Source organism: Streptomyces sp. NPDC019890 (assembly GCF_044903445.1).
Classification (GTDB): Bacteria; Actinomycetota; Actinomycetes; order Streptomycetales; family Streptomycetaceae; genus Streptomyces.
In genome coordinates this window covers 432,541-451,911 of sequence record NZ_JBJDQK010000006.1, presented here as the reverse complement: position 1 = coordinate 451,911, position 19,371 = coordinate 432,541, and the positions used below count along the sequence as shown (strand labels likewise).

General features: G+C 70.0%; 17 protein-coding genes. 4 read left to right on the top strand and 13 right to left on the bottom strand.

Features of this window, described 5'->3' with window-relative positions; all coding sequences use genetic code 11:
• Nucleotides 1–104: 104 nt before the first annotated feature.
• Nucleotides 105–1,259, bottom strand: a complete 1,155-nt coding sequence (locus tag ACI2LP_RS19670) for an adenosine deaminase (protein WP_404725752.1) — start codon at nt 1,257–1,259, stop codon at nt 105–107.
• A 262-nt stretch (nt 1,260–1,521) separates the two neighbouring features.
• Between ACI2LP_RS19670 and ACI2LP_RS19665 the strand changes: the two genes are divergently transcribed.
• Entirely contained in the window at nt 1,522–2,202 is a 681-nt protein-coding gene (locus tag ACI2LP_RS19665; protein ID WP_404725818.1) for an alpha/beta hydrolase, read from the top strand.
• 49 nt (nt 2,203–2,251) lie between these two features.
• Here the strand turns inward: ACI2LP_RS19665 and ACI2LP_RS19660 are convergent, their stop codons facing one another.
• A complete protein-coding gene (locus ACI2LP_RS19660) occupies nt 2,252–3,214 on the bottom strand; it encodes a LysR family transcriptional regulator (protein ID WP_404725751.1) in 963 nt (320 codons plus the stop codon).
• 62 nt (nt 3,215–3,276) lie between these two features.
• Here ACI2LP_RS19660 and ACI2LP_RS19655 point away from each other — a divergent pair, with 62 nt between their 5' ends.
• The 3 genes from ACI2LP_RS19655 to ACI2LP_RS19645 all read left to right on the top strand — a co-directional run bounded on the left by ACI2LP_RS19655 (nt 3,277) and on the right by ACI2LP_RS19645 (nt 6,450).
• Nucleotides 3,277–4,575, top strand: coding sequence for an MFS transporter (locus ACI2LP_RS19655; protein WP_404725750.1), 1,299 nt, complete (start codon nt 3,277–3,279; stop codon nt 4,573–4,575).
• Between the two features lie 151 nt (nt 4,576–4,726).
• The gene (locus ACI2LP_RS19650) at nt 4,727–5,383 is read left to right on the top strand and encodes a L,D-transpeptidase family protein (RefSeq protein WP_404725817.1); all 657 of its coding nucleotides are present in this window, start codon (nt 4,727–4,729) and stop codon (nt 5,381–5,383) included.
• Between the two features lie 68 nt (nt 5,384–5,451).
• Nucleotides 5,452–6,450, top strand: a complete 999-nt coding sequence (locus ACI2LP_RS19645; RefSeq protein WP_404725749.1) for a sigma-70 family RNA polymerase sigma factor — start codon at nt 5,452–5,454, stop codon at nt 6,448–6,450.
• A gap of 190 nt (nt 6,451–6,640) precedes the next feature.
• Here the strand turns inward: ACI2LP_RS19645 and ACI2LP_RS19640 are convergent, their stop codons facing one another.
• The 11 genes from ACI2LP_RS19640 to ACI2LP_RS19590 all read right to left on the bottom strand — a co-directional run bounded on the left by ACI2LP_RS19640 (nt 6,641) and on the right by ACI2LP_RS19590 (nt 19,338).
• Nucleotides 6,641–6,934: an STAS domain-containing protein gene (locus ACI2LP_RS19640; protein ID WP_404725748.1), complete on the bottom strand. Its 294-nt coding sequence runs from the start codon at nt 6,932–6,934 to the stop codon at nt 6,641–6,643.
• A gap of 152 nt (nt 6,935–7,086) precedes the next feature.
• On the bottom strand, nt 7,087–8,364 hold the full coding sequence (locus ACI2LP_RS19635; protein WP_404725747.1) for a thymidine phosphorylase: 1,278 nt from the start codon (nt 8,362–8,364) through the stop codon (nt 7,087–7,089).
• A 103-nt stretch (nt 8,365–8,467) separates the two neighbouring features.
• Nucleotides 8,468–8,866 carry a cytidine deaminase gene (locus tag ACI2LP_RS19630; RefSeq protein WP_404725746.1) on the bottom strand — a complete coding sequence of 133 codons (399 nt, stop codon included), beginning with the start codon at nt 8,864–8,866 and terminating at the stop codon, nt 8,468–8,470.
• Complete coding sequence (locus tag ACI2LP_RS19625; RefSeq protein ID WP_404725745.1) at nt 8,863–10,152, bottom strand: ABC transporter permease; 1,290 nt, start codon at nt 10,150–10,152, stop codon at nt 8,863–8,865. The genes ACI2LP_RS19630 and ACI2LP_RS19625 overlap by 4 nt, the downstream gene beginning before the upstream one ends.
• On the bottom strand, nt 10,149–11,261 hold the full coding sequence (locus tag ACI2LP_RS19620; RefSeq protein WP_404725744.1) for an ABC transporter permease: 1,113 nt from the start codon (nt 11,259–11,261) through the stop codon (nt 10,149–10,151). Before ACI2LP_RS19620 ends, ACI2LP_RS19625 begins: the two co-directional genes overlap by 4 nt.
• Nucleotides 11,258–12,856, bottom strand: coding sequence for an ABC transporter ATP-binding protein (locus ACI2LP_RS19615; RefSeq protein WP_404725816.1), 1,599 nt, complete (start codon nt 12,854–12,856; stop codon nt 11,258–11,260). Before ACI2LP_RS19615 ends, ACI2LP_RS19620 begins: the two co-directional genes overlap by 4 nt.
• Nucleotides 12,857–13,033: 177 nt before the next feature.
• Nucleotides 13,034–14,074, bottom strand: coding sequence for a BMP family protein (locus tag ACI2LP_RS19610; RefSeq protein WP_404725743.1), 1,041 nt, complete (start codon nt 14,072–14,074; stop codon nt 13,034–13,036).
• A 395-nt stretch (nt 14,075–14,469) separates the two neighbouring features.
• Complete coding sequence (locus ACI2LP_RS19605; protein WP_404725815.1) at nt 14,470–15,750, bottom strand: amidohydrolase; 1,281 nt, start codon at nt 15,748–15,750, stop codon at nt 14,470–14,472.
• 183 nt (nt 15,751–15,933) lie between these two features.
• On the bottom strand, nt 15,934–17,016 hold the full coding sequence (locus ACI2LP_RS19600) for a hypothetical protein (RefSeq protein ID WP_404725742.1): 1,083 nt from the start codon (nt 17,014–17,016) through the stop codon (nt 15,934–15,936).
• 78 nt (nt 17,017–17,094) lie between these two features.
• Entirely contained in the window at nt 17,095–18,018 is a 924-nt protein-coding gene (locus ACI2LP_RS19595) for an N-acetylneuraminate synthase family protein (protein WP_404725741.1), read from the bottom strand.
• A 12-nt stretch (nt 18,019–18,030) separates the two neighbouring features.
• Entirely contained in the window at nt 18,031–19,338 is a 1,308-nt protein-coding gene (locus ACI2LP_RS19590; RefSeq protein ID WP_404725740.1) for a cytidylyltransferase domain-containing protein, read from the bottom strand.
• Nucleotides 19,339–19,371 lie beyond the last annotated feature (33 nt).

Sequence of the window (19,371 nt, the reverse complement as noted above, 5' to 3'; positions counted from 1 at the left end):
AGGTTGGTGGGAGGCTCGCCAAGCTAGCCAGCACCGCACAGTGGCCGCAAACACCTCGAAGCGGCCGGATGTTGACGTTCCCGGCCGCTTCTGCGCCCTCCCACTCAGCCCTGGGTGGGGGAAGACTCGCTGGTCGTGGCGGTCTGCCGGAACAGCCATTCGGACTTCAACTCGGCGTAACCGGGCTTGATCACGTCGTTGATCATGGCCAGTCGTTCATCGAAAGGAATGAACGCGCTCTTCATCGCATTGACGGTGAACCACTGCATGTCGTCGAGTGTGTATCCGAAGGTCTCGGTCAGCAGCTCGAACTCGCGGCTCATGCTGGTGCCCGACATCAGTCTGTTGTCGGTGTTGACCGTGGCCCTGAAATGAAGCCGGCGCAGCAGTCCGATGGGGTGCTCGGCGTACGAGGCGGCTGCCCCGGTCTGCAGGTTGGAGGTCGGGCAGAGCTCCAGGGGAATGCGCTTGTCCCGTACGTACGCGGCGAGCCGTCCGAGCTTGACGGCGCCGTCTTCGGTGACCTCGATGTCGTCGATGATCCGCACTCCGTGCCCGAGCCGGTCGGCGCCGCACCACTGGAGCGCCTGCCAGATCGACGGCAGCCCGAAGGCCTCGCCGGCGTGGATGGTGAAGTGGTTGTTCTCCCGCTTCAGATACTCGAAGGCATCGAGGTGGCGGGTGGGCGGGAAGCCCGCCTCGGCGCCCGCGATGTCGAAACCGACGACGCCCAGGTCGCGGTAACGGTTGGCGAGTTCCGCAATCTCCAGGGCGCGGGCCGCGTGCCGCATCGCGGTCAGCATGGCGCCGACGCGGATGCGGTGGCCGCTCTCGCGGGCCCGCAGCTCGCCCTCGCGGAAGCCCTCGTTGACCGCCTCCACGACCTCTTCGAGGGTGAGCCCGGCCTCCAGATGCTGCTCGGGCGCGTACCGCACTTCCGCGTATACGACGCCGTCCTCGGCGAGGTCCTGCGCGCACTCGGCGGCCACGCGGACGAGGGCGGCGCGGGTCTGCATGACGGCGCAGGTGTGCGCGAAGGTCTCCAGATAGCGCTCCAGGGAGCCGGAGTCGGCGGCCTCGTGGAACCAGATTCCGAGCTTGTCGGGCTCGCTCTCGGGAAGCGCCGTGTAGCCCGCGTCGCGGGCGAGTTCGATGATCGTGCCCGGACGCAGCCCGCCGTCGAGGTGGTCGTGGAGGAGCACCTTCGGAGCGCGGCGGATCTGGTCCGCGGAGGGCGTATTGAGGGTCTGGCTCGTCATCTGCGCACTCTAGCCCCTACGCGCGTAGAGCGCGCGGGGTCGATACGTAACAGTGACCGTGCGTACGGGTGGAGTACACCTGTCCTTCTGAGACTGTTCTGCCATGGCACACCACGCACTGCCCCTGTGGTCGGGGCGTCCGGAAGGCGCGGCGGGAGCGACAGTGGCAAGGGGCGCGCGAGGGAGCCGGGAAGCACCCTGCGCACGCCTGGGCAGGGCCGCCAAGGGACGCGGCCTCGGGGTCGACTCCACCGTGGGAGGGGTGGTGCTGCTCCTGCCGGACGGGGAGCCGCAGTCGGTACGCAGACCCTCGACGCTGGCGTACGCCGCCGCTCTGCCGCTCGGCCGCACGCTGGCGCGGGCGGGGCGCGGGGACGGCCTGGTCGTGCACGCGGTCCACTACCGCTGCCGCGGCTGGAACGGCACCGACGCGCATCTGGCGGCGGACGCGAGCTGGGCGGTGGACGAGGTCGTACGGCGCTACGGCGATGTCCCCGTCTGTCTCGCCGGCCATGGCATGGGCGGCCGCGCGGCCCTCCACGCGGCGGGCCACCCGGCGGTCAACTCCGTGCTGGCGATGGCCCCCTGGCTGCCGGAGGACGATGTGGCGGCGACACCGGAACCGGTGAAACAACTGGTCGGCCGCCATGTGCTGATAGTGCACGGCACGAATGACGCGCGTACGGATCCGGAGCTCTCCTACCGTCTCGCGGAGCGCGCGAAGAAGGCCAACCGCGACACCTGCCGCTTCGAGGTCCACTCGGACGGCCATGCGCTGCGCCAGTACCAGGAGGAAGTCCAGGCGCTGGCAGCGGACTTCGTGCTGGGCACGCTGTTCACCCGAACCTACGCCCGCCCGGTCGCGGACGCCCTGGCGGCCCCGCCGCCACTGGGCCTGCGCATGCCACTGGCGGCGGGCTTCGGCCGCGCACTGCGATCGTGAGCCTGGGGGCCGGGTCTCCGCCGGGCCCCTCCCGGGGGACCACCGCACGTCAGTCCGGCAGCAAGTGGCCCCGCCTGGACAGCAGGAACCGTTTGAACGCCGCCACCGGGGCCGTGTCCGGGTGGCCGTCCAGCCACGCCACACCGATCTCCCGTACCGCCCGCGGTGCCGTCACCGTCAGTTCGACCACGCCCGGGCGGGCCACCGCCGGTGGCGGGAGCAGGGCCACGCCCAGGCCCGCCGCGACCAGGCCGCGCAGGGTTTCCGCCTCCTCGCCCTCGAACGCCACGCGCGGCGTGAAGCCCGCCTCCGCGCACAGGTCGTCGGTGATGCGGCGCAGTCCGTAGCCGGGTTCGAGGGTCACGAAGGTCTCGTCCGCCGCTTCGGCCAGCCGGATGCGTTTGCGGGACGCGAGGCGGTGATCGTCCGGGACCACGAGCCGCAGGCGCTGTTCGTCCAGGCGCCGGGCGACCAGGTCCGGCGCGTCCGGGACCGGTGAGGTCAGACAGAGGTCGAGGTCGCCCGCGCGCAGGCGCTCGATCATGGCCTCGCCGTAGTTCTGGACGAGGGTGAAGCGGATACGGGGGTGGTCGGCCCGGAAGGCACGGATCAGGCCCGGCACGGTCTCCGAGCCCATCGTGTGCAGAAAGCCGAAGGCGACCTTTCCGGACGCCGGGTCCGCGTCCGCACGTACCGAGTCCGCGGCCCGCTCCACCTCGGCCAGCGCCCGCTCCACCGAGGTGAGGAACGTCCGGCCCGCCGGGGTCAGCGAGACCGTGCGGCCCTTGCGGGCGAAGAGTGTCACACCGAGGTCCTCTTCGAGGCGGACGATCGCCCGCGACAGCGTGGACTGGGGCACGCCCATCTCCTGCGCGGCGCGCGTCACATGCTCCTGCCGTGCGACCCCGGCGAAGTAGGCGAGGCGCGGAGCGAGCAGTAGCGCCGTGTCTTCCGCGTATTCTTCGTAACTGCCTGGTGACAGCCGCGGCTGTGAGCTGTGTTGATGCACCATAGGAACGATTATTGCCATTCCATGCATTGGACGCATGAAAAATGGCGGCCTACTTTCGATGCATGCCTTCCGCCAGTACCGGGGCGCCCACCACCGTGGGTGCCCTCACCTCGCCGTCCCTCTCGCCGTCCTCTTCGCACTCCGCCGAGCTCCTCGCCCCCGGCCGCCCCGGCTACCGCCGCATGAGCTTCGCGCTCTTCGCCGCGGGCGTTGCGACCTTCGCCCTCCTCTACTCCACGCAGGCGCTGCTGCCCGCCGTCTCCGTCGGCTTCGGCGTGAGCGCGAGCGCCGCCAGCTGGACGGTCTCCGCCGCGACCGGCGCGCTGGCCCTGTGCGTCCTGCCGATGAGCGCCCTCTCCGAGCGCTACGGGCGGCGCACCGTGATGACCGCCTCGCTCGCGGTCGCCGTCGTGGTCGGACTGCTGGTGCCGTTCGCGCCGAGCCTTGAGTGGCTGGTGGCGCTGCGCGTCGTGCAGGGCGCGGCGCTCGCCGGGCTGCCGGCCTCGGCGATGGCGTTTCTCGCCGAGGAGGTACGGCCCAAGGCACTGGTCGCGGCGATCGGCCTGTTCGTGGCGGGCAACAGCATCGGCGGCATGAGCGGCCGGATCGTCACCGGCTGGGTGGCCCAGCTGTGGGGCTGGCGCGCGGGGCTCGCCGCGGTGGGCCTGATGGCGCTGGCGTGCGCGCTGGTCTTCCGGGCGATGCTCCCCAGGGCCCGTCATTTCACGCCGGGTTCGCTCAACCCGAAGGCCCTGGCCGAGACCGTACGCGGCCACCTGGCCGACCCGCTGCTGCGGCGGCTGTACGCGATCGGCGCGCTGTTCATGACCGTCTTCGGGGCGGTCTACACGGTCATCGGCTACCGCCTGGTCGAGGCGCCCTTCAACCTCCCCCAGGGCATCATCGGCTCGATCTTCCTGGTCTATCTGGTCGGCACGGTCTCGTCCGCCGCAGCCGGCACGCTGGTCGCCCGCCTCGGCCGCCGTGGTGCGCTCTATCTCGCGGTCACCACCACCGCCGCCGGCCTGCTGCTGTCGCTGGCGGACTCGCTGCCCGCCGTACTGCTCGGCCTGGTCCTGATCACCGCGGGCTTCTTCGCGGGCCACGCGGTCGCCTCGTCCTCGGTGAGCCGTACGGCGAAGACGGGCCGCGCCCAGGCGTCCGCGCTCTATCAGTCGGCGTACTACCTGGGCAGCAGCGCGGGCGGCACGCTCGGCGCGGTCGCCTTCCACTCCGGCGGCTGGCCGGGCACGGTCCTGCTGGGGCTGCTCGCGGTCCTCGGCGTCGTGTCGATCACGCTGTACGGGACGCGGGTGGCGCGGGCCGAGCACCGGCTGGTGCTCGCCGCGGCCCAGCGCTGAAATAAACACCGAAATCCGCACAACTCCAACTCCCCGACGTGCGTCCAACCGGCAGGCACACCGCAATTGCACGGTGCACGGAGGGGAGTTGGTGGCTGTGAGGCGCATTCCGAAGAGCACAAACCGCAGGCGAGCAGGGGTCGTGCTCGGACTGACCGGACTGGTGGTCCCGCTGAGCGTGGCACTGGGCGGCGCGCCCGCGCAGGCGGCGTCGTGTACGACATCGACGGGGCCGTACCAGAAGCAGGTGGAGAAGTTCCTGGGCCGCCCGGTGGACGGCAAGCAGTCGGCGGCCGACTGCAACGCGATCCGCGCCTTCCAGGCCAAGCACGGGATCACGCCCACCATCGGGTACGCGGGGCCGATCACCTGGCGCACCATGAGCACGATGCTCGCGCAGCGGGCGGCCGGCAAGAACCCGAACCAGGCGGGCAGGTGCCCGACCAACAAGGGCCGTATCGCGTGCGTCGACCTGACGCGCCAGCTGACCTGGATCCAGGACGGCAGGAAGCTCAAGTACGGCCCGGTGCCGGTGCGTACGGGCAAGAACGGCACCGAGACCCGTACCGGCGCGAAGAAGATCTACTGGCGGAGCATCAACCACTGGTCGACGCTCTACAACGTGCGGATGCCGTACGCGCAGTTCTTCGACCGCGGGCAGGCCTTCCACTCCACCACGAAGTCGATGTACAACCCGCCCGGCTCCGGCGGTTGTGTGAACATGCGCCCCGCGGACGCGAAGGCATACTGGAATCTGCTGAAGAACGGCGACGACGTCTTCGTGTACGGGCGCAAGCCCGGAACCTGACCTCCATTGTCAGTCCGCTCCTGTAGCTTCCGGAGGACTGGTGCCAAGGGGCGACAGGGGTGGACTCGATGAGTGATACGGCAACGACCAAGGATCTGGACTCCGGGCTGGAGCAGTACCGACGGGAGCTGACCGGCTACTGCTACCGCATGCTGGGCTCGGCCTTCGAGGCGGAGGACGCCGTCCAGGACACGATGGTCCGGGCCTGGCGGAGCTTCGACAAGTTCGAAGGGCGCTCCTCGCTGCGCTCCTGGCTCTACCGCATCGCGACGAACGTCTGTCTGGACATGCTGAACGCCGGCAACCGCCGGGCCCGTCCGATGGACCTCACCTCCCCCACGCCCGTCGCCCAGGCACAGCTCAACGCCCGCCCGGAGATCACCTGGCTGGAGCCGGTGCCCGACGGGCGGGTGCTGCCCTCGGTCGCCGACCCGGCGGAGACGGCGGTGGAGCGGGAGACCATCCGGCTGGCCTTCGTCGCCGCACTCCAGCATCTGCCGCCCAAGCAGCGGGCGGTGCTGATCCTGCGCGAGGTGCTGGCCTGGAAGGCGAGCGAGGTGGCCGAGCTGCTTGCCACCTCGGTCGCCTCGGTCAACAGCGCGCTGCAGCGGGCGCGTGCGACGCTCGCCGAATCGGAACCGGCCGCGGCGGACGCGGCAGACCCCCTGGATGACGAGCAGAAGAAGCTCCTCGACCGCTATGTCGCGGCCTTCGAGGGGTACGACATGAAGGCGCTGACGGCGCTGCTGCACGAGGACGCGACCATGTCCATGCCGCCATACGACCTGTGGCTGCGCGGCCACGACGACATCGTGGGCTGGATGCTGGGCGTCGGCGAAGTCTGCCGGGGTTCGAAGCTGGTCCCGACCGTGGCCAATGGCTCGCCGTCGTTCGCGCACTACCACCCGAGCCAGAACGGCGACGGGTACGAGCCGTGGGCGCTGATCGTCCTGGAGGTCAGGGACGGCATGATCGGCGGGATGGACTTCTTCCTGGACACCAAGCGCTGGTTTCCGCTCTTCGAGCTGCCGGACCGGCTGGACGGGGCGGGCGCGGCCGCGGGTTAGGTCCTGTCCGGTCGATCAGGCCGGATCAGTGAGCGGGGTCTGGAGCGTGCAGATGCAAGGCGGAGGATGGGGGTCCCCCCGCCGAAGGCAGGGGGAGAGCCCACGCGGTGGGGGTACCTCCCGTGCCCGAAGGGCTACGGGGGAGTGCGTGCCAGGGCACGCGAGCCCGGCAAGATCGACCGGACAGGGCCTACGCGACCTCGCCGAGGCCGACCAGATCGAGCAGGGCCCGCAGCTCCGGCCCGGTGTTGCGCAGCCGTATCCGACCACCGAGCCGACGCGCGGTGAGCTGGAGGCAGGCGACGGCGTTGACGGCGGCGAGGTTCGCATCGGTGATCCCGCCGACGTCACAGATCACTTCCCTGACCCCGGCGGCGACATCGGCGCCCAGGAGCCGCGCGCTCAACTCCTCGCACAGGCGCGGCACATCGACCGGGGACACTCTCCCTGCGATGCGCACGATGATCGGCTGTGTGGCGTCCACACGGACGAGACTGCCCCAGCGTCCAGAACTCATCGTGGTACCCGGTCGTCGGCCCATGGCCCGGTGTCCCCGTCCCGTCGCAGTGGCGGACATGCCCTGCTCTGTGGACCGCTCGGCGGGCCGATTCTCATCGGCCCGCCGGGCGATGCGGGTCAGGCGATGCGGTCCAGCACGATCGGGTCGGCGGTGAACTCCGTGCCCGCCGGGGCGATGTCGTACGCCCCCTTCAGCGAGTCCAGCGCGTAGTCGAACTTCTCCGGGGTGTCCGTGTGCAGGGTCAGCAGCGGCTGGCCCGCCGCCACCGTCTCGCCCGGCTTGGCGTGGATCTCGACGCCCGCGCCGGCCTGGACCGGGTCCTCCTTGCGGGCGCGGCCGGCGCCCAGGCGCCAGGCGGCGATGCCGACGTCGTAGGCGTCGAGACGGGTCAGTACGCCGGAGGACGGGGCCGTCACCACGTGCTGCTCGCGGGCGACCGGCAGCGTGGCGTCCGGGTCACCGCCCTGGGCCGCGATCATGCGGCGCCAGACGTCCATCGCCGAGCCGTCGGCCAGCGCCTTCGCCGGGTCCGCGTCCTTGATGCCGGCCGCGTCGAGCATCTCGCGGGCGAGCGCCAGGGTCAGCTCGACGACATCGGCGGGACCGCCGCCCGCGAGGACCTCGACGGACTCGCGGACCTCGAGGGCGTTGCCCGCGGTGAGGCCGAGCGGGGTCGACATGTCGGTGAGCAGCGCGACGGTCTTCACGCCGCTGTCGGTGCCCAGCGCGACCATGGTGGAGGCCAGTTCGCGGGCGTCCTCGATGGTCTTCATAAAGGCGCCGGTGCCCACCTTGACGTCGAGGACCAGCGAGCCGGTGCCCTCGGCGATCTTCTTGGACATGATCGAGGAGGCGATGAGCGGAATCGCCTCGACGGTGCCGGTGACATCCCGCAGGGCGTACAGCTTCTTGTCCGCGGGGGCCAGTCCGTCGCCCGCGGCACAGATCACCGCGCCGGTGGTGTCCAGGACGTGCAGCATCTCCTCGTTGGAGAGCAGCGCGCGCCAGCCGGGGATGGACTCCAGCTTGTCGAGGGTGCCGCCGGTGTGGCCGAGGCCGCGGCCGCTCAGCTGCGGCACGGCCGCGCCGCACGCGGCCACCAGCGGCGCGAGCGGCAGCGTGATCTTGTCGCCGACGCCGCCCGTGGAGTGCTTGTCGGCGGTCGGGCGGGAGAGCGCGTCGAAGTTCATGCGCTCGCCGCTCGCGATCATCGCGGCGGTCCAGCGGGCGATCTCCGTACGGTTCATGCCGTTCAGCAGGATCGCCATCGCCAGCGCCGACATCTGCTCGTCGGCGACCTCACCGCGCGTGTAGGCGTCGATGACCCAGTCGATCTGCTCGGGGCTCAGCTCGCCCCGGTCCCGCTTGGTGCGGATGACGGAGATGGCGTCCATGGGATTCCTTCCGGCAAGTGCGGTGTTCGCGTACGCGCGACTCTACGCGCATAGAGAGGATGAAAGGGGAGCGGCCCTCCCGCCGAACGGGAGGGCCGCGAGGCTAGCCCAGATGCCCGGGCCCGAAGGAATGCGGCAGCATCTCGGAGAGCGGGAGCACCCCTTCCGGGGTCTCCAGCAGCAGTTCGGGCCCGCCGAACTCGTACAGCAGCTGACGGCACCGGCCGCACGGGACCAGGACCTCGCCCCGGCCGTCCACACAGGTGAAGTGGGTCAGCCGGCCGCCGCCGGTGGCCTGGAGCTGCGAGACGAGACCGCACTCCGCGCACAGGCTCAGCCCGTACGACGCGTTCTCGACGTTGCAGCCGGTCACCGTGCGGCCGTCGTCGACGACCGCCGCGACTCCGACCGGGAAGCCCGAGTACGGGGCGTACGCACGCGACATCGCCTCGCGCGCCTGCTTGCGCAGAGCGTCCCAGTCGAAGGTCACGGACGTCGTCACTTGCCCTGACCCTTGCGGTAGCGCATTCCGTCGGCCTTCGGCATCCGCAGCCGCTGCGCGGACAGCGACAGGACCAGCAGCGTCACCACGTACGGAGTGGCCGTCACGAACTCGTTCGGGACCGTTTCCGTGCTGAGGTACCAGAGCAGGACGCTGACGGCGATGACCGCGCTGATCACGGAGGGGACGAAGCTCTTGCGGTAGAGCTTCCAGGCCGCGAGACCCGCGAGCACGACCACCAGCAGCAGAAGCAGCGCGTGGACGGACTCGCCGCCGTTGCGCAGTTGGAGCGCGTCGGAGAAGCCGAACAGGCCCGCGCCCATGGCGAGACCGCCGGGCCGCCAGTTACCGAAGATCATCGCCGCGAGGCCGATGTAACCGCGGCCGCCCGTCTGGCCCTCGTTGTAGATGTGCGAGGTGACGAGCGAGAGGAACGCGCCGCCGAGACCCGCCAGACCGCCGGAGACGATCACCGCGATGTACTTGTACGTGTAGACGTTGACGCCGAGCGACTCCGCCGCGATCGGGTTCTCGCCGCAGGAGCGCAGCCGCAGACCGAACGCGGTCTTCCACAGGACAAAGAAGGTCAGCACGAACAGCACGGCCGCCAGGATCGTCAGCAGCGACAGGTTGGTGACCACGCCGCCCAGCACACCCGCCAGGTCCGAGATGAAGAACCAGTGGTGCGCCTCGATCGAATGCAGCCAGTCGGAGATCCCCGGAATCGTGACCGAGGTGATCTCGTCGACCGGCGGGGACTGCTTGGGGCTGCCGCCCTTGGACGCCGCCTCACCGGAGTTGAACCACAGCTTGGCGAAGTAGGTGGTGACACCGACCGCCAGGATGTTGATCGCGATACCGGAGATGATGTGGTCGACGCCGAAGGTGACGGTGGCGACCGCGTGCAGCAGACCGCCGAACATGCCGCCGAGCACACCGGCGAGTACGCCGAGCCAGGGGCTGGTCTGCCAGCCGGCCCAGGCACCGAAGAAGGTGCCGAGGATCATCATGCCTTCGAGGCCGATGTTGACCACGCCCGCGCGCTCGGCCCACAGACCGCCGAGACCGGCGAGGCCGATCGGCACCGCCATGGCGAGTGCCGCGCTGATCTGACCCGCCGACGTGATGTCCTGGGCGCCGGTGATGGCACGCACCGCGGACAGCGCGAGCAGGGCTCCCGCGATGATCAGCAGAATGACGGGGAGTGAGAGGCGGGTGCGGCCGCCCTTGCCGCCGTCCACCTTGGGGGCCGCGGGCGGCGGGGTGGAAGTCGCCGTGGCGCTCACGCCGACACCTCCTGCTGGTCGGAGTTACTGGCCTGGGCGGCGAGCTTCTCGCCGACCTGCCGCTGCTGACGCTTGATGCCGTAGCGGCGCACCACTTCGTAGGCGATGACGACACACAGGACGATGACGCCCTGGATGACGCCGACGATCTCCTTGTCGTAGCCCTCGAACTCGAGCTTTCCGGAGCCGCGCTCCAAGAAGGCCCAGAGCACCGCGCCGAGCGCGATGCCGACGGGGTTGTTGCGGCCGAGGAGGGCGATGGCGATGCCGGTGAAGCCGACACCGACCGGGAAGTCACCGCTGTACTCGAAGGAGTCGTTGAGCAGGGTCGGCATACCGATAAGACCGGCCATGGCGCCGGAGATCAGCATCGAGGTGACGACCATCTTCTTCACGTCGACGCCGCTGGCCTCGGCCGCGGAGCCGGACTGGCCGACCGTACGCAGGTCGAAGCCGAAGCGGGTGCGCGACAGCGCGAACCAGTACCCGATGCCCGCGATGATCGCGATCACGATGAAGCCCCAGATGGGGGTCGGCGTGGTCGGGAACTCGAAGAAGTGGGAGGACTCGGGGATCGGGGTGGTGGAGATCTTCGTGCCGGCCTTGTCGAGGTGGCCGAGCCGGCCGACCTGGAGGAGGTAGCCGATGATCGCCGTGGCGATCGCGTTCAGCATGATCGTCGAGACGACCTCGCTGACTCCCCGGGTGACCTTGAGAACACCGGCGATACCGGCCCACATCGCGCCGACGATCATCGCGGTGAGGATGATCAGCGGGATCTGCACGACGCCGGGGAGGGTCAGCGCGCCGCCGAGCGCGGCGGCGAAGAAGGCCGCGAGCCGGTACTGGCCGTCGACACCGATGTTGAACAGGTTCATCCGGAAGCCGAGGGCGACCGCGAGACCCGCCAGGTAGTACGTGGTGCCCTTGTTCAGGATGTAGACCTGGCTGTCCGACTTCGTGCCGTAGTCGAACATGATGCCGAAGGCGTTGAACGGCTCCTTGCCGGTGGCGGCCAGCACCAGGGCCGTCACCAGGAAGGCGACCACGATCGCGAGCAGGGGCGCGGCAATCCCCAGGAGCACTCGCTCCTTGTCGATCTTCTTCATCGGTCCTCTCCCCCGTCGGGGTCGTTGACGGGGTGGCCGTCGGCGTTGTTGCCCGGCGCTTCGAGGTGCCCGGTGGCGGCACCCGTCATGGCCGAACCCAGCTCCTCGGGAGTGATGGTGGCAGGGTCGGCGTCGGCGACCAGCCGGCCGCGGTACATGACACGCAGCGTGTCGGAGAGCCCGATCAGCTCGTCCAGGTCCGCGGAGATGAGCAGTACGGCCAGGCCCTCGCGGCGTGCCGCGCGGATCTGGTCCCAGATCTGCGCCTGCGCGCCGACGTCCACGCCGCGGGTGGGGTGGGCCGCGATCAGCAGCTTCGGGCTGTGGCTCATCTCGCGGCCGACGATCAGTTTCTGCTGGTTGCCGCCGGAGAGGGAGGCCGCGGTGACTTCGATTCCGGGGGTGCGTACGTCGTACTCGCGCACGATCCGCGCGGTGTCGGCGCGGGCGGCCTTGAGGTCGAGGAACGCGCCCTTGCTGTTGGGCTCCTCGGTGACATGGCCGAGGATGCGGTTCTCCCAGAGCGGGGCTTCCAGCAGCAGTCCGTGCCGGTGACGGTCCTCGGGGATGACGGCGACACCGTGCTCGCGGCGCTTGCGCGTCGGCGCGTGCGAGATGTCGGCGGTGTTCAGGGTGAGGACGCCGGTGTCCGGGGTCCGCATGCCCATGATGGCCTCGACCAGTTCGGACTGGCCGTTGCCCTCGACGCCGGCGATGCCGAGCACCTCACCCTTGTGGATGGTGAAGTTGATGCCGTCGAGCACCGCGCGTACGACACCGTCGGGGTCGGTGGCGGTCAGCCGCAGGTCCTGGACGGTGAGCATCGGCGTGTCGGTAACGGTCGACTCACGGGTCTCCGGCGAGGGCAGCTGGCTGCCGACCATCAGCTCGGCGAGCTGCTTGGTGGTGACCGACTTCGGGTCGGCGTCGCCGACCGTGGTGCCGCGGCGGATGACCGTGATCGTGTCGGCGACCGACAGCACCTCACCCAGCTTGTGCGAGATGAAGATGACCGTCAGGCCCTCGGCCTTGAGTCCGCGCAGGTTCTCGAAGAGCGCGTCGACCTCCTGCGGGACGAGCACGGCGGTCGGCTCGTCGAGGATGAGGATGCGGGCGCCGCGGTAGAGGACCTTGAGGATCTCCACGCGCTGGCGGTCGGCGACACCGAGGTCCTCGACATAGGCGTCCGGACGGATGTTGAGGCCGTACGCGTCCGAGATCTCTTTGATCTTGGCGCGTGCCTTGTCGCCGATGCCGTGCAGCTTCTCGGAGCCGAGGACGACGTTCTCGAGGACGGTGAGGTAGTCGGCGAGCATGAAGTGCTGGTGCACCATGCCGATGCCGCGGTCGATGGCGTCGCCGGGATCGTGGAACGAGACCTGCTCGCCGTCCACCGCGATGGTGCCCTCGTCCGGCTTCTGCATGCCGTAAAGGATCTTCATCAGAGTGGACTTGCCCGCACCGTTCTCGCCGACGAGGGCGTGCACGGTGCCGCGGCGCACGGTGATGTCGATGTCGTGGTTGGCCACGACCCCGGGGAATCGCTTGGTGATGCCGCGGAGCTCTACGGCATGGGAAGTGCTGGACGCTTTGATGGCGCACTCTCCTAGGCAGGGAGTGGGAGGAGCAGAGGCGGTGGTGGCGAAAAATACCGCGTAGGGGGAGTGCTACGCGCGTAGCGCCGCCAAATTGTTGAGGTGCCGAACCCGCTACGTGAGTCGGGGCCCGGACAAGCGGCCGAAGCAGCTCCTCCGGGCCCCGTCACGGGCCGGTCAGGTCGTGGTCTTGACCTTGATGGTGCCGTCGACGATCTTCTTCTTCGCCTCGTCGAGCTTGGGCTGGATGTCCTTGAGGTGGTCACCCGTGGTGGTCAGGCTGACGCCGTTCTCGGCGAGCGAGTACACGTGCGTTCCGGTGAGCGGCTTGCCGTCCTTGACGGACTTGGCGAGCTCGTAGACACCAGTGTCCACGTTCTTGACGACCGACGTCAGGATCGAGCCGGCGTACTTGGCCAGAGCCGGGTCCTTGGCCTGGTCGGAGTCGACGCCGATGGCCCAGGCGCCCTTCTGGGCGGCCACGGCCTCGATCGCACCGGCGCCGGAGCCGCCGGCCGCCGCGTAGATGACGTCGATGCCCTTGTCGAGCATGCCCTTGGCCGCGGCCTCGCCCTTGTCCGGGCTGCCGAAGCCGGAGAGGTCCGAGCCCGTGGACAGGTACTGGATCTGCACCTTGGCCTTGGGGTTGGTCTCCAGGACGCCCTGCTGGAAGCCGGCCGCGAACTTCTTGATCAGCGGAAGGTCCACACCGCCGATGAAGCCGATCTGACCGTCCTTGGACTTGAGCGCCGCCGCGACACCGGCGAGGTACGAGCCCTGCTCCTCGGTGAAGACGATGTTGTCGACGTTCTTCGCCTCGGCGACGGAGTCGACCAGACCGAAGTTGACCTTCGGGTACTTGGCCGCCACCTTGTCGAGCGCGTCCTTGTAGGCGAAGCCCACCGCGATGACGGGGTCGTAGCCGCCCTCGGCGAGGGAGGCCAGACGCGCCTCACGGTCGGCCGGGGTCTCACCGTTCTTGGCGGTGAGCTCCTTGGTCTCGGCCTTGAACTCGGCCTTGGCCTTGTCCAGACCGCGGGCCGCGGAGTCGTTGAAGGAGTTGTCGCCACGGCCACCGACGTCGTAGGCCATGCCGATCTTGAGGGTGCCCTGGGTCGAGCCCGAGGACTCGGTGGACGACTCGCCACATGCGGTGGCGGTGAAAGCGAGGGCCGCGGTGGCGATACACGCGGCAGTGATCTTGGATACCCGGCGCAAGAGGAAGGGTCCCTTCAAGACTGACCGAAAGCGCCTCTTCCGGCGCTGGTTTTGCCGCGATCGTAACGCGCGTAGATGTCAGTTAAAGACCTGTTCATGAGTCGTTATCGGATCGTCGCGAACAGCGAACCCGCCAGGACTTGGCAGACGACTCAAGCAGCATCCCACTCCCAACCTCGACAGCTACACGCAGCGACACGATCAAGCCATTCGGTCACTCGGACGTTGTAAGTGGAGTGGAACCCATTGAACACCCGAAAGACCGCTCCCGCTGCGATCGGCATGAGCATTGCCAGACAGGCGGGCCGCTCCGACCTGAGCGGGGCAGAGACGATCAACATGAGTCGGCCCGCCGAGAACATCGACGGGCCGGCTCACTCGCGAAGCGTCGCGGCTCAGGCGCGTCCGTCGAGCAGCGCAGCCGCCGTAAAGAGCTCCACGCCGACCGTGATCGCGTGCTCGTCCGCGTCGAAGTCGCCCCGGTGCAGATCGCGCCGGGTGGTGTCGCCGGGCGTGCGCACGCCCAGTCGCGCCATCGCGCCCGGGACATGCTCCAGGTACCAGGAGAAGTCCTCGCCGCCCAGGCTCTGTTCGGTGTCCTCGATTGCGTACGATCCCCGGCGCGCGGTCTGCGCGTCGCGCAGCAGCTCGGTGACGACCGGGTCGTTGACCACCGGCGGGACCCCGCGGATGTAGTTGATCTGCGACTTGGCCCGGTGCAGGGTGGCGATCTCGTCGATGGCGGCGTGCACCAGGTCGGGAGCCGCGCGCCAGCCCGCCAGGTCCAGGCAGCGGACGGTGCCGGACAGCTCCGCGTGCTGCGGGATGACGTTGCAGGCGTGGCCCGCCTCGATACGGCCCCAGGTCACCGCGAGTCCGGAGCGTGTGTCGACGCGGCGGGCCAGCAGGGCGGGGACCTCGGTGACGACCTTCGCGGCGGCGTTCACCATGTCGGTGGTCAGATGCGGGCGGGCGGTGTGACCGCCCGGGCCGTCGAGGGTGACCTCGAGGCGGTCGCAGGCGGAGGTGATGGGGCCGGGGCGCAGCCCGATGACGCCCGCGTCGACCTTGGGGTCGCAGTGCACCGCGATGATCTTGCTCACGCCTTCGAGGACGCCCGACTCTATGGCGTCGAGCGCTCCGCCGGGCAGCACCTCCTCGGCGGGCTGGAAGATCAGCCGGACCGGCTGCGGCAGCAGCCCCTGCCGGTCGAGGTCCGCGAGCACGAGCCCGGCGCCGAGGACCGCGGCGGTGTGCACGTCGTGCCCGCAGGCGTGGGCCCGGTCGGGGACGGTGGAGCGGTAGGGCACCCCGGTCTTGGTGTCCGGGATGGGGAGCGCGTCGATGTCGGCGCGGAGCGCGAAGAGGGGACGCATCCCTCCCACCCGTCGCCCACCACCATCCTTGTGCGAGCTTCGCGCCCCTTCTGAATCGCTGCCGATGTCGCACATGAGCCCGGTGCCGGTGGAGAGTACGCGGGGCCGCAGGCCTGCCTGCTCCAGTCGCGCCTTGAGCGCGGCGGTGGTACGGAACTCCTGGTTGCCGAGCTCGGGGTGCATGTGCAAGTCGCGGCGGAAGGTGATCAGTTCGGCGCGCAGCGATTCGGACAGCGTGCCGGGCAGTACTGCTTCCCCGGGCGCTTCACCGGGCAGGTCGGCTTCGGAGTCGCGGGACATCAGTTGGTTCACCTGTTGAAGAGTAGGCCCAGAGACCGGCCAACTGACCACTGATCAACAAAAGTTCAGCCCGTTAGGGTAAGGAAAGGTGGCCCCGAGGTGCATGATTGCCCACGCCTGTGGGTAAGCTCACTCCTCTTCTCGACCGTACCTCAACCCGCGGACGGCCGAACGATCACGGTTTCAGGCCGGTGCGGGCAGCCGCTGCACATCCCTGGCCGTCCCTGTCACCCCCGCCAGGAACCCCTGGGCCCGCGGTGACGCTGTGTCCCTGAGCCACTCCGGTGCGATGTCGCAGACCGCGACCCTGATGCCCGTGCCCACCAGGGCGAGCGGCAGGGTGTGCACCACGGTGGAGGGGAAGCTGAGGACCGTACGCCCGATCGGGCCACGGCGGGCGATCAGCTCCAGCGGCAGATCCGGGCGGACGATCTCCAGACCGGTCTCGACGGCGAGCCGGTGCAGCTTGTCGGAGCTCTCGCGGCGGTGTGCGAAGTAGCGCGTCGCACCGTGCGTACGGGCCAGCGCGGCGACCGCCTCCACATACTGGTCCGGGTCGACGACGCCCGTCTCCACGAGGGACGTGCCGACCAGGTCGGCACCCCGGGTGATCTTGGGCGGTCCGAAGCGGGAGCGGGTCCAGGCGAACCGGTTCGGTGTGAGCGTGACCCCCGGCGGCGGCTCGACCGGCATCGAGGTGAAGACCTCGACGTCACGGCTGCGGGACGGGGTGAGCCTGCGGCGGGCCAGAAAGGTGACCGGTGCGAGGACGAGCTCGCGCGGGCCGCGCCTGCCGCGCCGGTGCCAGCGCACCAGCTTCTCGCCGCGCGCCAGCTGCGCCACGAACTCCATGGTGGCGGTGCCGTCGTCGACCACGGTCAGATCCTTGCCGCCGAAGAGCGTCAGCAGCAGCTGTACGTAGCGCGAGAACGGGTCCCCGATCACGATGCGCTCGGCACGGTGCAGCATCGGGGCCAGCTCGCGCACCGTCTTCAGCGGCGCGCCCGCGCCGCCGCGCGCCTCCTGCCAGCGCACCGTGAACCCCTCGTCGCGGGCCAGCTCCGCCATCCGGCGCAGCTGGCCACGCGACATCGGATCGGTGGGCGACAGGACGACCACGGTGAGATCGGCGACCGGGAGCCGCCTCGTGCCGACCGGGCCGGTCGGCTGCCCGGGGACACCGGCCAGCGTCGCACCCGGCCGGGCGTGCGCCCACTCCAGGACGTTCAGAAGCTGGACCGGACTCTCGACGAAGGCGAGATTCACCGTCGTTCACCTCGTGATTCCCGGTCGGCGGGACGACACAGCGGGGCGGCGGGACGACTCGGCGCGGCGGCGGACACGTCAGACCGCGGCCGGCTCACGGTCGCCCGCCTCGGCGACGACGCCCGCGACGCGGCGCAGCTTCTTCATCGGCGCGAGCTCGGACTCGTAGACCTTCTTGACGCCGTCACCGAGCGCGGTCTCGATGGTCCGGATGTCGCGGACCAGTCGCTGCAGGCCACCCGGCTCGACCGAGGCGGCCTGGTCGGAGCCCCACATCGCGCGGTCGAGCGTGATGTGGCGCTCGACGAACGCGGCGCCGAGCGCGACCGCGGCGAGCGTGGTCTGCAGGCCCGTCTCGTGGCCGCTGTAGCCGATCGGGACGTTCGGGTACTCGGCCTGGAGGGTGTTGATCACGCTGAGGTTGAGCTCTTCGGCCTTCGCCGGGTACGTCGACGTGGCGTGGCAGAGCAGGATGTTGTCGCTGCCGAGCACCTCCACCGCGTGCCGGATCTGGCGCGGCGTGGACATGCCGGTGGAGAGGATGACGGTCTTGCCGGTGGCGCGCAGGGCGCGCAGCAGTTCGTCGTCGGTGAGCGAGGCGGAGGCGACCTTGTGGGCCGGGACGTCGAACTTCTCCAGGAAGGCGACGGCCTCGGTGTCCCACGGGGACGCGAACCAGTCGATGCCGCGCTTCTTGCAGTGCGCGTCGATCTGGCGGTACTCGTCCTCGCCGAACTCAACCCGGTGGCGGTAGTCGATGTATGTCATCCGGCCCCAGGGGGTGTCGCGCTCGATGTCCCACTGGTCGCGCGGGGTGCAGATCTCGGGGGTGCGCTTCTGGAACTTGACCGCGTCGCAGCCCGCGTCGGCGGCGGCGTCGATGAGCGCAAAGGCGTTGTGCAGGTCGCCGTTGTGGTTGATGCCGATCTCGCCGGTGACGTAGACGGGGTGACCGGGGCCCGCGGTCTTGGTGCCGAGGGTGCGCAGACGGGACGTGCTCATGGGGGAAGTTCCTTACTCAGGGGAGTTGTGGGACGAGGCAGGGGTGTCGTGGGTAGGTGCAGGGGCGGTGTTGGCAGGGGTGTGGAGCGTCGGGCCGAGGAGCCAGGCGGCGATCTCGCGGATCGCCCCCTCGCCGCCGCGCGCGGTGGTGACGACACGCGCGGCGTCGCGTACGGAGCCGTGCGCACTCGCCACGGCCACGGGCCAGCCGGCGAGGTGGAAGCACGGAAGGTCGTTGACGTCGTTGCCGACGTAGAGCACCCGCTCCGGCGCGATCCCGTGCTCCTCGCACCACTGCTTCAGTGCGAGGTCCTTGCGGTCGATGCCGTGCAGGACGGGGATCCGGAGTTTGCGGGCGCGGGCGGCGACGACCGGGTTCTGCTCGGTGGACAGGATGAGCAGCTCCAGGCCCGCCTTGCGCAGATGCGCGATGCCGAGGCCGTCGCCGCGGTGCACGGCGACTGTTTCGCGGCCGTCCGCGTCGATGTACACGCGGTCGTCCGTCTGCGTGCCGTCGAAGTCCAGGACGACGGCGTCGACGTCCTCGCGCGTGGGCAGCGCGGAGGTGCCGAGCAGCGGTGCGAGCGCGCGGGCCCGGTCGAGGTCGTGCGGGTCGTCGACCTCCAGGACGCGCGCCGGGTCGGTGCGTACGAGCGCGGTGCGCCCGAAGAAGCGGTGCCCGGCCTCCCGGAAGCCGGTGGCGGACATCGCGTACGCGGCGCCGGTCTCCAGGAAGTCCTGCCGCCGGTCCTGGCGGCGCGGCCGGAAGGACGCGTCGTGGTTGACGCCGTACCCCGAGGCCTCGGCGGTGTCGACGAGCAGCGCCGTGGAGCCGGCGGCGCGCTGGGCGCCGATGTTCGTCGCGGAGCCGACGTCGCCGTCCTCCTCGCGCCAGACGAAGCCGTGGAAGGGCGCGACGGTCACCGCGCTGTCCGCGCCGCCCTCGACGACCGCGGACGCGACGCCCTCGACGTCCTCGCGCGTCAGGAACGGGCTGGTGCACTGGACGAGCAGGACCACGTCCACGGACTTGCCGTGCATCGCCTCGTGCGCGTCCATCGCGTGCAGCACCGCGGCCTCGCTGGTGGCGGTGTCCCCCGCGATCGCCGCGGGGCGCAGCACCACTTCGGCACCGGCGCCGCGCGCGGCGGCCGCGATGTCCGGGTCGTCCGTGGAGACCACGACGCTCGTGACCAGGCGGGCGGCAAGGCTCTCGCGCACGGCGCGCGCCACGAGCGGCACGCCGCCCACGGGGGCCAGGTTCTTGGCCGGTACGCCCTTGGAGCCGCCACGGGCGGGGATCACGGCGAGAACGGTCATCGGGGCTCCTGAGTACGGGAGTTGAAGACGGGC